This window comes from Crinalium epipsammum PCC 9333 (assembly GCF_000317495.1).
Lineage (GTDB): Bacteria > Cyanobacteriota > Cyanobacteriia > Cyanobacteriales > PCC-9333 > Crinalium > Crinalium epipsammum.
Genome location: NC_019753.1, coordinates 619,327 through 634,986, shown reverse-complemented (window position 1 = coordinate 634,986; position 15,660 = coordinate 619,327). Strand labels below are relative to the sequence as shown.

13 protein-coding genes are annotated in these 15,660 nt (G+C 38.0%); 9 read left to right on the top strand and 4 right to left on the bottom strand.

Going from position 1 to position 15,660, the window contains the following annotated elements; all coding sequences use genetic code 11:
* A complete protein-coding gene (locus CRI9333_RS02665; RefSeq protein WP_015201639.1) occupies nucleotides 1-876 on the top strand; it encodes a hypothetical protein in 876 nt (291 codons plus the stop codon).
* Here the strand turns inward: CRI9333_RS02665 and CRI9333_RS02660 are convergent.
* Nucleotides 859-1,632, bottom strand: coding sequence for an SDR family NAD(P)-dependent oxidoreductase (locus tag CRI9333_RS02660; protein WP_015201638.1), 774 nt, complete (start codon nucleotides 1,630-1,632; stop codon nucleotides 859-861). The two genes, CRI9333_RS02665 and CRI9333_RS02660, sit on opposite strands and share 18 nt — an antisense overlap.
* A gap of 79 nt (nucleotides 1,633-1,711) precedes the next feature.
* Entirely contained in the window at nucleotides 1,712-1,990 is a 279-nt protein-coding gene (locus tag CRI9333_RS02655) for a helix-turn-helix domain-containing protein (protein ID WP_015201637.1), read from the bottom strand.
* A 239-nt stretch (nucleotides 1,991-2,229) separates the two neighbouring features.
* Between CRI9333_RS02655 and CRI9333_RS02650 the strand changes: the two genes are divergently transcribed.
* From CRI9333_RS02650 to CRI9333_RS02635, 4 genes are all read left to right on the top strand, one after another.
* Nucleotides 2,230-2,475 carry a hypothetical protein gene (locus tag CRI9333_RS02650; RefSeq protein ID WP_015201636.1) on the top strand — a complete coding sequence of 82 codons (246 nt, stop codon included), beginning with the start codon at nucleotides 2,230-2,232 and terminating at the stop codon, nucleotides 2,473-2,475.
* A 106-nt stretch (nucleotides 2,476-2,581) separates the two neighbouring features.
* Nucleotides 2,582-2,773 (top strand): hypothetical protein, encoded by a 192-nt coding sequence (locus CRI9333_RS02645; RefSeq protein ID WP_015201635.1) that lies wholly within the window; start codon nucleotides 2,582-2,584, stop codon nucleotides 2,771-2,773.
* Between the two features lie 143 nt (nucleotides 2,774-2,916).
* Nucleotides 2,917-3,111 (top strand): hypothetical protein, encoded by a 195-nt coding sequence (locus CRI9333_RS02640; protein WP_015201634.1) that lies wholly within the window; start codon nucleotides 2,917-2,919, stop codon nucleotides 3,109-3,111.
* A 140-nt stretch (nucleotides 3,112-3,251) separates the two neighbouring features.
* Entirely contained in the window at nucleotides 3,252-3,620 is a 369-nt protein-coding gene (locus CRI9333_RS02635; protein WP_041225873.1) for a hypothetical protein, read from the top strand.
* Nucleotides 3,621-3,711: 91 nt separating this feature from the next.
* Here CRI9333_RS02635 and CRI9333_RS25465 read toward each other — a convergent pair whose 3' ends face one another.
* Nucleotides 3,712-3,894 carry a 3'-5' exonuclease gene (locus CRI9333_RS25465; RefSeq protein ID WP_071881112.1) on the bottom strand — a complete coding sequence of 61 codons (183 nt, stop codon included), beginning with the start codon at nucleotides 3,892-3,894 and terminating at the stop codon, nucleotides 3,712-3,714.
* A gap of 747 nt (nucleotides 3,895-4,641) precedes the next feature.
* On the opposite strand from CRI9333_RS25465, the gene CRI9333_RS02630 reads away from it, so the two are divergent.
* On the top strand, nucleotides 4,642-5,076 hold the full coding sequence (locus CRI9333_RS02630) for a sacsin N-terminal ATP-binding-like domain-containing protein (protein ID WP_015201632.1): 435 nt from the start codon (nucleotides 4,642-4,644) through the stop codon (nucleotides 5,074-5,076).
* 16 nt (nucleotides 5,077-5,092) lie between these two features.
* Here CRI9333_RS02630 and CRI9333_RS02625 read toward each other — a convergent pair whose 3' ends face one another.
* Nucleotides 5,093-6,391, bottom strand: coding sequence for an IS4 family transposase (locus CRI9333_RS02625; RefSeq protein WP_083890046.1), 1,299 nt, complete (start codon nucleotides 6,389-6,391; stop codon nucleotides 5,093-5,095).
* Between the two features lie 241 nt (nucleotides 6,392-6,632).
* Between CRI9333_RS02625 and CRI9333_RS02620 the strand changes: the two genes are divergently transcribed.
* From CRI9333_RS02620 to CRI9333_RS02610, 3 genes are read left to right on the top strand one after another with little or no spacing between them, the layout of a single operon-like run.
* Nucleotides 6,633-8,723 carry a hypothetical protein gene (locus tag CRI9333_RS02620; protein ID WP_015201631.1) on the top strand — a complete coding sequence of 697 codons (2,091 nt, stop codon included), beginning with the start codon at nucleotides 6,633-6,635 and terminating at the stop codon, nucleotides 8,721-8,723.
* The gene (locus CRI9333_RS02615; RefSeq protein ID WP_015201630.1) at nucleotides 8,723-14,608 is read left to right on the top strand and encodes a DUF4433 domain-containing protein; all 5,886 of its coding nucleotides are present in this window, start codon (nucleotides 8,723-8,725) and stop codon (nucleotides 14,606-14,608) included. Before CRI9333_RS02620 ends, CRI9333_RS02615 begins: the two co-directional genes overlap by 1 nt.
* Nucleotides 14,589-15,299 (top strand): macro domain-containing protein, encoded by a 711-nt coding sequence (locus tag CRI9333_RS02610; protein ID WP_015201629.1) that lies wholly within the window; start codon nucleotides 14,589-14,591, stop codon nucleotides 15,297-15,299. The genes CRI9333_RS02615 and CRI9333_RS02610 overlap by 20 nt, the downstream gene beginning before the upstream one ends.
* Nucleotides 15,300-15,660 lie beyond the last annotated feature (361 nt).

Below are 15,660 nucleotides of genomic sequence, written 5' to 3'. Positions count from 1 at the left end.
ATGAATGAAGATGAATTAAGTCTAACTAAAAATTTTTTAGTTGTTTCGGCAAACTCGATACATCAAGCTATGCTGAGATTGGCAACGCCCTCGCTGCGTCCAATTTTAGCATCTGTAAAAATTCATCAATCTTGGGGTGATTGTTTTTATAGTAGGTTGGAATTACACTGTGTTTCTCTCAACGTTGTTGAGAAGTTATGGAACTTAGTAGAGGAAGTTGCTCTAGTACTATATAAATTGCGTCCTTGGTTTGGCTCGGTACCACTGCCTAATTTTGTTCTTTATTGTTGTGGTAAGCAAGTCACTCCTATTGTTAATCCTATGTCATATGTACTTGAGTTTAACCAAATTGAAGGAAGCTGTTGGATGAACACTACAAATTCTGATTTTAATAACGTTGTTGATTTTAATGAAATGTCATCTCATTTAGTTTTAGGTTTTAATGGTTTAATTAATGATGATTGGAAGCAAGTTATTGATGAAATTTATGCAGAAGAACGCCCATGCTTCCTTGTTAGCATGGATTTTCATCGAAATATTCTGTTTAATCAAGCTGCTGTAAAACTTTTAAATTCTACACCTGAAAAGTTATTAACTAAATCCCTTCCTAAACTTTGGGTACCACCAAAGGAAATTAAACCTGTAGAATATGATGCCAATCCTCCTCAAAGGTTAGTTGATTTCAATAGCTTGTTACGGCAACAAAGTACTCTTCTGTCTTACCGATATCAAAACTGGAAGGATAATGCTTTAGAAAATACAGCCCAATGGGTGGAATGGATTGACGATATTAGTTACAAGAGTCTTCCTAATGGTGGTAATGCTCGCAAAATGGTAGTTTTAGACTGGCAACCAACGTTAGTACCCCAAAGCTGACGGGCTTAATTGCGCTCCATCAACAGGAATGTTGGTACCGTTAATCCAGTTAGCGCGATCGCTTAAAATAAAAGTGGCGACATTGGCAATTTCAGAAAGTGTTGCCAACCGTCCTTGTGGAAATTCTTGTTCTGCGAATTGGGCAAACAGTTCTGGGTTATTTGCTTGAAATTTCTCCCAACCACCGTTGGGAAAGATAGTTGAACCTGGACTGAGAGCATTAATGCGAATATTATGTGCTGCTAGTTCATATGCCAATGATTTAGCTAAGTAGATTTGGGCTGCTTTAGCGCAGCCATACTGAGCTTTTGGTTGCGGTTTAGTTCCAGAAATAGATGCAATTAATAGAATACTTCCTCCACCTTGCTGGTTCATCAAAGGGACACACAGGCGAATCGCATTGACGCAGTGGAAGAGATTAAGCTGGAATGTTTGTTCCCAATCAGATGAGGTCGATTCCAATAATCCTTTTCCAAACACTCCTCCAGCGTTGCAAACCAAAAAGTCAATTTTGCCTAGTTTTTCAGTACTCTGCTGAATAAACTTTTCTAGTTGATCTTGTTTAGTTACGTCTGCTACGGCACCATAAGCTTTCACCCCATACGACTGGATTTTGCTTAGGGTTTCCTCAACAGATTCATTACCCCTAGCGCAAAATGCAATATGGCATCCTTCAGATGCTAGTTGTAATGCTATAGCTTGCCCTATCCCCCTGCTGCCCCCAGTAATTAGTGCAATTCTGCCTTCTTTATTCATAAATTACCTCTCTTATTTGACTGTATATTTATTTAAATTAAGTTTTAATCCCAAAGCTTTTGACAGTATAGTTTATCTATTATTTGATATCATCCTCAGAAACTATTTCAATCAATTCCAAAAGCGTACAAGCTGCGTAATTTGAAGAATTTAGTTTATTGATGGCATTAATTAATTGACCTAACGTTTCTCCTCCAATTTCGGGTAAAACATCCTGGGTTTTTAATCGAGAAATGCTCGTTGGGTGAACATTTAATTCTGAAGCCAAGGCTTTATTGGTGATGCGTCGTCGTGCCATCACTTCCCTAAGCTTCCAGAGAACTTTACTTACTCGTGGTGGACTTGATACTGGACTCATAAATATCCTTTAACGCTTATATATACCCTATCGTAGCGATTCACGCTACTACGCCGAACGTAGGTAACAGGTATGTAGGTGAAGTGGCGCTGAGACTTCACTCCTATTTACATGGCATACGATGCTATATAAATAGCGTCGTATGCTATCCTATAGACAGCAGAGATAGGCAGTCATGCCTGGACAGCAATGCGATCGCCTACTCTGCCTAAACCTATTAAATTCAAGGTCTTACAAACATGATTGCACAACCTCTTGTTGATGCGACGACTATTCGTGCTGACCAGTTAACTGAAGGCGATATTATACGGCACTTGACTGGAGAAGCCTGGAAGGTTATCTGCGAACCCGAATATACTAATAAGGGAATTCGTTTTGAAGTACTATGCTTGGATTTAGAATGTCCAAATAATACTCAAAGCCTTTGCTTTGCTCCTGAATGGCTGTTTGACCTGCTTGACTATCAACCTGTGATGGCGGTGTAGGAGTGAAATCGCCTCTCCTTTGGAAACTGGGGAGGCGACTTCGACTCAAATAATTTTCTATTTCCAAATAATTCACGAGCTATCGTGAATAAAAAACAACAACTCCATGGCAAACCCACAAAACCTGACACCATTTCCTCAAAAGACAGAGAAGCCTTTGGCAAAGCGACCAATCTCGGTAAAACTTGAGGCGGATATAGATGAACTGGTGCGATCGCTTCCAGATACTTCAACTTGGCTACGGCGAGTAATAACCGAAGCTGCCCAACGAGAACTCAAAGATAATCAGTGCTGTTGATGAGTAAATTAAGTTACGGAAAGTATAAAAATTGTTTGAGCTAGCATTCACTGTAAAGTAAAATTTAATGCACAGCTATAATTATTAATTACTCAATATTTAATTGCTGTGAAAGTTTAATATGAGCAATACTACAATTTTATATGAATAGCCAACCATATATGCCCAATCCAGAAGTAGATAAACGACTTTTAGGTAATTTGCGTCACGCTCGTTTAGAAATGGAAGAAGTGGGTTTGCAATTAGAAGAGGTGATTGCTAAGTTGGACGATAATCTGCGCCAACAACGCTCTTTCAGGGTACAGCGATCCCTTAACCGCGCAAGAACTGAAGGGTAAAGTTTCTGGTGGGCGATCGCTTGTTTGGGTGAGAATAGTAAATGAACTTCTTCTGTCTTCATCAATAAGTTTAGTAATTACATCTTCATCTATGACTTGTTTACCATTGGGTAGAGTGTTGTTTATTTTCAAAACTAATTATGAAGCATCAAATTATGCCGGGGATGGGATGGAAAGCTGTATTTTATGCTGGTTATCCTAGTCCAGATCGTCCTGGTTCTTCTACAGAAAGATTACTAGCTATTCCTGTTTGGGGTTTTTTATTAGAAGATGCAGAGCCAGATATTTTTCATGGGAATGAAGTTATAAGTCTACCAATTAAATCGACAGGGTTAATTTTTATAGATAACTCTTTAATCCCTGCGGAAAACTATTGGAGTAAAGAGGATTTTTTAGGATATTTACCTCCAGGTGTTCCACTAGAAAAATTTGAAGATTATCAAGAAATACATATTAATGGCATGGCTGCAAATATATTTAAATCAACTCAGAATGATATAGAGTTTTAATTTGTTTAACAAACCTCGTTCGCTACCCGCAGCAGTTTTAACGTCTAAAAAAATGTCATCAATAATATTACTGGTATATCTTTAGGCATACTTATTGATAATTAAGTTTAAATTTATTTAAAGCCGCTTGTAACTTTTCTGTAAACTTTGATTGTTGATGGTACGTTATCACCAATTGCTCAATTGCCCGCGTCATTGCTACATATAATAGACGTGCTTCATCAGCAGCATTTTCACTCATGTTTGGCAGATAGCCAAGACCAGGAATAAACACAATAGGAAACTCAAGACAAAATCCTCAGATAAATATAGCTAATCTAAGCATTAATACTTAGACAAAATTTTTTACTAAGTTTATGGTTCCATTGATGGTCATAACCAATTTACAACTGTACTATTGGCACTCAATAAAAAAAATATTTGTGTATACTGCGCTACATCCATACATCTAAATTTCCCCAAAATACCTTTTAAGTTGTATATAACGTTAAGAATTATCATTAGATATTGTAAGTTTTATGATATCTGTTTTATTGTGCGAAGAGCAGCAAAGACATAAATTGCAGGTATAAATGCTAGTAATGTAAGATATGGTAATCACAAATATAGACATTAAATTTATAGCGTATTCCAGGCATATAAACTACAGCATCAGTAGCTTGTAAACTACGGCTCTATTGGAATTAGGGTATTAAATTTGCCTCGAATATGCTATTGAAGCGGAAGATACGCGGGTTTATTCCTCCCCTAAAGTCATTTTATTAGTTAGAAATTTAGAGGTAATTTGGTTAATCGAACTTTTCTGCGTGCTGGCTTTTTTCTTCATTTTTGCAGTGATTAAGCCATGATAAATGATCGCTAATGGCTTTATTGAAAAGATGGCTATGTTAGCAGAAAGCAATAGTAATTTTAACTAGATTAATTAGACATTAATGGATTTTAAAATTTCCAGGTGTTAATAATAAGAACGATGCGATTACAATAACTGAGAACTTGAGAAAATTAGGAAAAGGAAACTAAGATGCCAGGTTATCAGCACAAGCAAGGTACAATTATCCACGATATCAAGAGTCTGCTGAAGGAACGCTACAAACAAGGCTTTCCCATTATAAAAGAAATTATTCAAAATGCCAACGATGGTAAAGCCAAAACTCTTAAATTCGGGATATCTCAAGGCTTAGTCAGGACTGCTGAGAATCCTGTGTCTCATCCGCTTCTGACAACGCCAGCCCTATTTTTTCTTAATGATGGCGCGTTTAGTACATCTGACCGCGAGGCAATTTCTTGTTTTGGTATTGATGCGAATGCAGGGGATAAGGGAAAAATAGGCAAATTTGGCTTAGGACAAAAAAGCATTTTTCACTTTTGTGAAGCTTTTTTCTATGTGGCGCGTTCTGAGGATATTCCCAATGGGTACGGTGAGTTTATCAATCCTTGGGCATTGGTGACAAGTTAAGCCTGTAACTGTTTTGTCAAGAGGCTTTCAGAGAATTGTTGAAAAAAAACTGGTCAGACCCTCGTTGAAGATTGGGAAAAGGAGCGACAATCAACTTAACATTGGGGTTTCGTTGCTGTTTGATAATACCTAAATCTCGATTTTCGGGATCAGCAAAATACTTAACGGGGTCTGTTGCCTTACCTTTCTGATGAGCCATAGTAAAATGATAAAGACCGCGATAAATCATTTCTAATGAAATCTCGTCGAAGGGGAGAGCAAGTTCATCTGCTACGGCATCACCTAAATCTACTAAAACCGCATAAAATAACCAGGTCGCCCAAATTTGTAACTTAATTCCATTGATTGAACCCGTCCATAAATAACTTAAACCTAAAAGCCTCTTGACTGTGTTAAAAGCATCTTCAATCCGCCACCGCCGCCGATATAAATCTGCTACCACATAAGGGGGTAAAATATTAGGGTCTAGGACGCTGGTTAAATAAGAATGCCAGGTTTTTCCTGACCTGACTTCAATCAAACGCAAGGTAATAAATGGAGTCTTCTTTGTGCCAGAACCAAAGCGTATCTTCCGATCTCTCAGTTCATAACTATCGGTAAATATTTGTTCTACTTTGATTGCTGCTCCTTTTTTTATTCTCGTTATAAAATCTACTTTTTTCTCAATTAATTGAAACCAAAAATTAAAGTGATAAAACCCTCTATCCAATAACAGCAAGGTGTTTTTTGTTACTAAATTTAGAATGTTTTCTTCAAGTTTAATATCAGAAGCTTTAGAATTTTCTTCAAACCAAATTTCTACAGGTAATCTAGTCATTAAATCAATTACTGTACTCATTTTTCCGGCTAATTGCCCTCTTTGAGTCTCTTCTAAGCTTTTTAACTTCCTAAACAATGCCTCCAATGTTGACCCATCTACTATCCAAATCTTCTCAAATTTTGACAAGGTAAATTGAATACTTTCTGGCAATGGACGTTGATTTCTACTATGCCAAGTTGCTCTTAAACTCGGCAATAAATCTTTAAATACTTTTTCAAATAATTCAGATGGAAATGTTAAAAATCTTTGTGATACCGCTTGTTGACTAACTTTTGTGGGACTACACCACAGAAAACCATCTCTGGCTAACATTCTTGTTAGTTCTCTGACTCCTGCCACATCTCGCCACAGCAAGGTCAACACCGCCGCCATCATCAACGGTAAATTCAGTATCCGTTCTCTGAGTCCTAATTTTCGGTAGTAATTTTCTTGATTTGTAATGGCTGGTGTCAGTAATTTTTCCAATTGCTTGGCTATTACTTCGTCTTCCACCAGTGGTCGTTGTTTCTTTTTCGCATGGTCTCGATTGGTTTTTCGGCTTTGTGTCATGGCTGGTCTAAATCGCTCAACTACTTGTCTAGACTGAGTTTCTCACGATTTTTGACCTAGCCAAATACCACCCTTGACAATTTTCTCTTTTCCTTAACTTGTCACCAATGATCCTTGGGCGACACCCGATGGTCAAGATAAGAAACGACCAGAATGGATTGAGTTAAATGAAGCAGATCATGAGCATTTGAAAAAGTATCTAATTGATCACGAATTAATTAAGTGTACAGATAACCAATATTTCCTTCTTTGGGTTCCATTTCGGCAAATACCAGATGATGATCGCTGTATTCTGGCAAACTATTACAATAACGAAGAATCAATTCAAGATAGTTTGCCTAATGATATGGATGTCAAAATTGGGCAACTACTTCCTTTATTGCGACATCTGATAAATATTCAATATTGGGTTGAGGATGGCACAAGAAAATTACAACAACGTTTCAATATTTGTTTAGATTCGTCAATTCCTTTAGCTCGCTTTATTTATCCTAATGATGATAATGATGCACTTTTATCTAATGAGCATCATCTCAAAGGAAAAGTAACCGTTAGTAACCAAGATGGGGCGATCGCGTTCGCTGGTATTGAGCGGATATTGCCAGCAGCAGATTTTGCATTTTTACTAGGGCAAGATGCGGCTACAGTTTCTAACAACTTCTGGACGGATTTGCAGCAATCTCGCTGCTGGAGCAAGCGATTATCTATTAATGAAGATGGGGATGAAGAATTTATTCCTGACAAGTCGATTCCTCACTGTGGCGTTGTTTTTACGCAAAAATTAAGTAACACGTCTCCTAGTGCTAAATTGACTCTTCAGTGGGCAGTTTTTCTGCCTCTGGCGAGTGATGAAAATAGCTCAAACGAAGAAGATCGTGCTGCATATCAACAGATTGATTGTGATGGCGAACAAGACTACACAATTTTTATGCACGGTTACTTTTTTCTTGACTCTGGAAGAAAATATATTGAAGGGCTAAAGAATATTGATCGTGAATCGATCGCTCAACATCCTCCCCAAAAAGAGGATGATATGGTCTTGCAGTGGAACTACTTGCTTGCCACAAAAGGAACCCTAAGACTTTTACTACCATCTTTGGCTGATTTTAGAGAGACTCATGGGCTTTCCGATACTGCTATATCACACCTATGTCAAGGACTTCTTAAATCCCATTTATTTCAAAGCAAAGTATTTCAGCAAAGTATTTATTTCGAGTATCAATGGGTATTTCATACTCGTCCTTCAGCCAATCAGTGGCAGCTTATAGATGCAAATGAAAGGGTGCGAATGCTTCCTAGCATTCCTTCTCAGTCTATATGGAATGCTTTTCCGTTACTTTCTCAATTTGCCGAGGGCGACCACTACTACTTAACCGTCAAAGGAATACCAAACTTACTTGCAGGAAGAAAGACCATTAAATGGAGATCATACGAAATATCGGAGATTTTAAATTCACTTGAGCCTAGCGAAATATTTTCAAGTCTTGATAATCTTAGCTTCCTTGAAGCTTTTTTAAGCCAGCAGGAAGTTAACGTGATCAATGAGGCACGAGTGCAGGTTAGATTGAAAAAAATTCTTCATAAAGCTTTTGCAGAAATTGGTATAACACAACTACAAAAAGATAATATTCTTCCCCTTGTACAGAAATTGCTGGCACTTGTGTTACCAGGAAGTCGCTATGCGATCGCAAAAATTGTTGCAGATGAACAATCCGTGCATAGCATCCTAAACAAGCTTTACGCACTCAACCTTGATCTGTTGCTGGTATATGCAACTTTTGAACCTAATCCACTATTTAGCAAAGCAAAACTTAACCTACAACAAATAGTTAAAATACTTAGTTGTCTTAGCAATACATTTCAGGAAGAACGCTCGGCTTATAAAGTTAGTCAAGAACTCATCCAGCGAGTTCTTAATAGCCTTGATAAACCTGAAGTTGTTCTCAATTCCGGTTTGCAAAAAACCCCCCTATTTTTTGGCTATAATTGCCGTGATCAAAAGTTACGCATATACACATACTCTCAGTTACAGGCATTGCCAAATAATCTTTTTAGCAATCCATACAATATACCGATAGCTATTGCCCTGAAAGAAGCACTCCCTGATTGTGATCTCATCTTTATTGATCCTGACTTTGCAATAATCCTGAATAAAATCTCATCTTTCCCTGCCATTTCTAAATGTGATCGTAATAGTTGTCTACGATTACTCGCTACAAAGCAAAAATTGGCTGATTCTAATAAACGTATAAATCTTTTGAAGGAGTTGATTAAATAATGTCTCAACAACTACGGTACTTGCTGCATGGAAACAAGGCACACTATGATGATATACAGATACCTCTATATATCACTTCTCAGGACAGTACACTATGGCAGAATATTGGGTTACAAGTTCTAGATCGCCGAGGAGAAGCTTGGCGATTAATTGATTCAGTATTTATTGATTCCATTCCTCCAGCTAATTTTCAAAGATTGGGAATTCAAAAACTTCTAGCTGAACAAGTTGTTGATGATTTAATTCGTCCAACCCCAGAGTATGTTGATGGAAGTTTGCTGAACAAATCTGAGAGATATGAACTTCTCGCTTACATCAGCCAGAAACCTAGTAATGAAGAGCTATGGAAGTCATTACGATTGCATGAAAATGCTAATGATTCTAATCGCTTAGAATGCATCGAAGTTGGTCGCGTCTATTTAGAGAACTCTGACTTTCCTTTAGATGAGCGGTTAAAAAACGACATCGTTTTAATTCGACGGAATACAGAAATTCAGCAGAACTGGATTCCTTTATGGACTCCTGATGCAGCGATAGCAAAAATTTTAAGTCTACCTACACCTCATAATTACTACGATCTTATCCTTGATGCACTGCAACAGATGGGAGTTGAGCAGAAGCAGTCACTAAAAGCTGATTTGCAACAAGCGAAGTGGCTACCTCCAAACGGTTACTCTCCGCAAGATATTCTCAAACTGCCAGATAATTTGGAGCAAAATGCTCAACTGATTGCTGATCTAGATAACAGCAAACATCCCCAACAGGTTCTACCTGAATCAGTCAGAACAAGTAGAGTATATCATTGGGTTAAAAGTTTATTTACACTTTGGAATGCCGAAACCGTAATCAAGAAGATACTAGCTTATCCTCAAAAAAATCTTGAATACTGTTTAGTTATACTTAATGCTTTTTCTGTAAATTTATCTAATGACTTAAAATTAGCTATTGCTACAGAAAATTGGTTATTTTTACGTGATAGTAATACCATCATTGCTCCTGATAAAGTTGTTGAAATCATTCCAAAGGGACTCAAAAAACATTTATTAACTCTAGTTGCTTTGATTGGAGATAATTATATAGATGTTAATCAACTTAACAGGAGAATTGTTGACCACAATACTTACCAAATTTTATGTGAATTTTTTTCTAAGTGGAAAGAAGATGAAGTTCTCGATATTGTTTTAAATCAAGATAAACCACACCATTACTCTGAAATTATTCTTGATGCCCTTACTGTTTTTTTACCACACCGTAACCCCAACACATCAAATAAGGATAAACTTAAAAATCTTGCGTGGTTAGTAGATGAAGATGGGAAAGCTGTATATGCAAAAAATGTTTTATACTATACACCAAATTTAAAAGAAGATATTGAGCAATTATTATTATCCACTTCAAGTTCTTATGTAGCATTTTCCCAATTAGCAAGACAAATCCGCGATCGCTCAGATTGCCTGGATTGGCTAATTAAAAACGACCTAGTGGTCGTAGAAGATCGAGTACTTAGGGTGATCGGCGAACTTTTTAACGGTTCCCCAGAATATCAGCTTGGCGAGTTTGCTTCTGTTGAAGAGTTTCCCCTAGATCAATGCTTAGAAGCTTTCAAATACTTTAATGTTAACTTCTTACCAGCATGGAACTTTGCCAAGAATCTATCAAAAGAGAAATTCAGAAGGTATCTGTTGCCAAACCTCTTAGATAAGATGGACGTGGTAAAGCTCCGCGATCTTCTAATATTGCTCTCTAGTCCCAATCCTCAAGTTGATGCTGCTAATGCCGCAAATGTGGAAGTTTTTAATACTTATCTGCGGTTAGCTATCAATTACGAGACATTCAGCACAGAGATTTTACCCGAAATTCGCCTCCTTAATCGTAGAGGGCAGTGGAAATATCCTAACCAGTTAACCGGGGAAAACGCCAATATTGATTATGCTTATTTGCTAGATGAAGAGCAGTTTAATATAATATCTTCCTTTTTGAACTTAGCGACTCAAGTTAATAATAATCTGCCAGAATTAAATGAAGGGGTAGAAGATGGAAATAGCGAAAATAGCTTTGATATCTTAATAAGTTACTTTAGAGAATGGGAATCTTACTGCCCATTAGAACCTATTGGGGCGTTTTTAACCCTTTTCAAAAGTTCTGGTGATAGAATTAAAGAACAGGCAGAATTTTATCTTGGTAAGCGTAATATAGAAGGTTTGCGAAAACGGTTGCTGGCAAATACAGCAAAACCAATTCGAGTTTTTCAAGTGCATGTTGGTCAAGCTGGAAACCGTATGTGCTGGGCAATTTCACTACTGGGAACTACTTTTGAAGCCGAACTTGCTAATCTACCTAATCCACCTCATTTTTTCGTAAATGAAGGTGGACTAGCTAGCAATACAAGACGGCTAGAACTGTTACATATACAACCAGAACAACTTGCTCGTGGTGAGTTAATAAGAATTCTGAAAGATTCGACTAAAGTTCTTCTTACGAAAGTTTATGGGGTTGAATTAAATTCAATAGAAGTAATTTGGGAAGATTTGCTAAATTCCGATCAGCTTGACATCCAAGTAGCTGAGAATTATTTAATAGAGAGTGCGCCACATGTTCTGAGAATGCTTGGAATAAAAGATGATCTTAGTCTTTCAACACGTTTAATCCTGACACGTTTAAAAGAATTGGACGACTTACGTCATGAAAAAGCCGAGTATAAGCAGCAAGGTCTTGAAAAAGAACAACAAGATACGGAAAAAATTGTTCAAGAAAAACTCTCAAAATTATCAAATTTGCTGAAAGAAAATGAAGATGTAAAAAATGTTTTATTAAACTCTGTACGGACAAAGATTGGTCAGCATGGTTATCGTCAACAAAGTATACCTTTTGAGCTCTTTCAAAATGCTGATGATGCTGTGATTGAGTTGCAAGAAATGTTATTACCCAGAGAACTTGAAAATGAAAGAAAAGAATTTGTGGTGATAATAAGCACTCGCAAGCTTTCATTTATTCATCTAGGTAGACCAATTGGTTGCTTCCAACTTCCCGATCATCCGGAGGATAAAAAAAAGTATCGCAATAAAGGGTATGATCGCGACCTTGAAAAAATGCTGACATTTAACATCTCTGACAAGGGAGATGGCGTAACAGGAATGTTTGGCTTAGGATTCAAAAGTGTTTATCTGTTATGTAAACGACCGCGCATTTTAAGCAAACGTTTAGGCTTTGCCGTGGAGGGTGGACTACTTCCTTCACGCCTCTCTCCTGAAGAAACTAGAGGATTGCAAAAAAAGTTAGACTTCTACACAATGCCTTCAGATGCAACGGTTGTCGAGTTAGAATTAGATGAAAATATCCACCCGCAAGAAATTATTAGGGAGTTTAAAGAACTAGCTAACATTTTAACTATATTTTCACGTGCTATTACAAAATGTCGTTTCATAAAAGATGATACAAACAATTACCAAGAAGTGTTTACATGGGAAAGACAACCTTTTCTGGGTATTCAAGATATCGAAGTAAATAGGATTACCATCAACGGTGAAGACTCACTACGACTTTGCCTGCGAACAGCATCAGGATCTGCTCTGCTATTAGATATGACCGAGAGAGACGGTAGGCTTAGTTGCACTACTCCTGATGTACCAACTTTTTGGGTAACAGCACCAACACAAGAAAAAGTTTCAGTTGGTTTTATATTGAATGCAGCTTTTAAGGTAACGACAGGTCGGACAAAGTTAGATCCAACAGGAGATAACCAAGAACTTGCCGCTACGATTGGTATAGCGCTTGGTCAGCTATTAAAGAAATTGTGTGAATCCAACTGGGAAGAGCTAAAAGTTGCTTTTGGTTTTTCTAGCGTAGATAGTTACAGTTTTTGGGAATTTCTTTGGAAAGAGCTAGCCGTTAATTGGCAAAAACTCGATATTAATGATGAGCGGTGTGACCTTATTAGCCGTATTCTAGGTGGCACTCGTGGTATGGGATATCTCATCACCCACAGTAAGGCCATACCAAACGGATTATATGGTCACTATCGCCAATTAATTTCTCTTCATAGTGACATTAATTATTTCAAGGTGACAGGCAAACTCGCGGAACCTTCTTGTTTCTGTGAAGTTGCTCAATGGTCGCACTTCCAGCAAAGCTATCAAGACAACCTGATTTCCCATACTCGATGGGAAGAGGTAAGAAAGCTAATTGGTGTAACATTTGAGCGAAAATATACTTATGTTAACCTGCGCCTAATTGATGTGTTGCAGAAGGAAATTGGAGCTATTGAGCCAAAAGTAACGCCCGAACAAGCAAGACAAGTAGGAAATCTCATTTCAAAAACTTTTTTAGATAGCTTCAGCACACCTTCAGAGCATTTTGATCTACAAAGTTTTTTGCCTAAGATTCGGTTTAACTCACAGGGTGGTAAGGGTTTACCCTCTGAACAATTGCTTTCAGGCACATCTGACCAAGCTGAAGAGAAACGTTTAGTTGGTTTTGCTCCTGACGATCGCTTGTTGCATTCCAACTATATCGCTTCTGCCATAGATTTCTTCTATGCGTGTCGATTCCGAAGAGATAGCGTTGCGATAGAAGTTCTTGTGCAATGGGCGTTACAGGCAGAAACGACTACAAAACGTAATGCAGTACACCACTACTTATTACATGGGGATCATCGGGATGAACTAGCAAGAAGGCTTCACGAAAATCTTGTAGGCTCTTGGATGGTAGGCGATCGCAGTATTGTAGATACACTTGAATTAATGGTACTCATCGGGATTAAGCGAGAAGAAGATCCTGGAGGTCAACAAGGAAATTCAAATCCCGATGAACCTGAACAAGAAGGAGATGTTCAAGATTATGATCCAAACATTGAAGTCCGCACTCGTTGTACTAGCAACGACTTTTCTTTATCACGCTCGTTAGCCGATTTTCGGGCATTTACAGAGATGCTTCTGGACGGAATTGAGCGTCAGCGCTCATATTGGAAAGGCTACATTTACCACTTTACTCACGTTGAGAATGCAGCTTCAATTCTTCAGAGTGAGAAACTGCATTCGCGTAACGGTTGTAATAAATTTTCTGACTCGGCAGGTGCAGGCCTAATTGCTCACACAAGTAATGATGTCAAAAATTTTGCTCGTTTCTATTTACGTCCGAAGACACCGACCCAATGGCACAATGAGGGATTAGGTAAGCGCCAAGGTCAAATTCACGCGCTCTGTCCCGTTCCGATCTTTTTTAGACTGAATCTCAGCCATGTGCTGGACACTCACGGCAGTAAATGTGGCGTTAGTAGTGGAAATCTTGCTGCTTCTGGTTCTTATTATGGCAATAGTAGGGAGTTTTTAGAACACTTTGACGTTAATAATGTGTACTGCACAATCCAAGCAGGAAAAGAAACATTTCTAAGGGCATCACAACAGGAGTTTGTTGTGCATGACTATCTAGATATTGCTAAGTTGAGCTTAGATGACATTACCATCATTTGCCGAAACGAGCAGGACAAAGCAACTCTCTTGTGCTTAATTGGGACAACCTCAAAATACGCTAACAGGGTTTTTACAGAAAAAGAGGAAGCGGCTAACTGCCGCGAAATGTTCGACCACGAAAATCCCTTTGTTGAGATTAAAGACAATGGAAAGATTATCGAAGCAAAAATAGAAAAATATGATGCTTTCGGACTCAATGGTCAATTAATCCTTAGTTTTGCTCAAACAAACCCATTAGATACAGAAATTTGTTCTAAGTATAATGACATCTCAAAAATCTCTCTTGGTCAAGCAATCAGAGTCAACGCAACTCGCAATATCCAACTACAATTCAAACCCAATACCAAAATGAGCGTATACTTCCAAGAGCATGAAAAAGAATGGTTAGTTTACACTAATGAACATCGAAATTCTTAAGGGCAATTTGTTTGCCTCCCAGTGCCAAACACTGGTTAACACAGTAAACTGTGTTGGTGTAATGGGTGCTGGAATTGCGCTAGAGTTTCGTCTGCGCTATCCAGAGATGTACACACGTTATGTTGAACTTTGTAAACAAAAGCAGATGGAGATTGGTAAGTTATGGCTTTACAAGAGTGATCGTTGTTGGGTGCTGAACTTTCCCACTAAAAAGCATTGGAAAAAACCTTCAGATCCAAAGTTTCTTGAGCTAGGCTTACAGAAGTTAGTCGATACTTACAAAGAAAGAGGAATTACCTCGATCGCTTTTCCTCTTCTCGGTACTCAGAATGGAGGCATTCCTACAGATGAATCTTTAGCGATCATGCAAAAATATTTAAGCCATTGCGACATTCCTGTTGAGATTTACTACTTCGATCCTGACGCACCTGATGATCTGTTTGCGGATCTGAAATCACAATTTTTGGGGCTATCAGAGAGTCAACTAATAGAGGTGACAGGGTTAGGTAAGACTTATATTAAACGAGTGCGAGAGGTGATAGAAAAAGATCGTACATACAGTCTCGCAGCGTTACTAGCAACGGAGGGAATCGGGCTAAAAACCGTAGAAAAAACGTTGTGTTTGCTTAGAAATGTGGGTACAGAATGTAATGAACTTGAAAAAAGGCTTGGCAACTATTCCAACAGTTAAGTCAACTTTTTTGCAATATAAATCCCTTCCAAGATCTGCATCCACATTCCGCTTATTACTACATTGTACGCAAAGAGTGTTGAAAGCAAACTCACTTGTTAAAAGGGCCAACTAGACTCACTTGTTAAAAGTTAAATCAAGCTCAACTGTTCAAGGTTTTAACTGTAAAGTAAAAGATTTACGCCCCTGTTGGTTCTGCGATAGCTTGGTAATGTGGAATTAATACAAGTTTTTCTGAGATGGTATCTAAGTTTTATAAAACAAAATGTTAGCGGTTATTTGGGGGAAGATTTGTTTTATACTTTTTCAAGAGGAATACAGCCTCGTTTCAGCCCACAAATTGTCTAAGTCCCACTAAGTA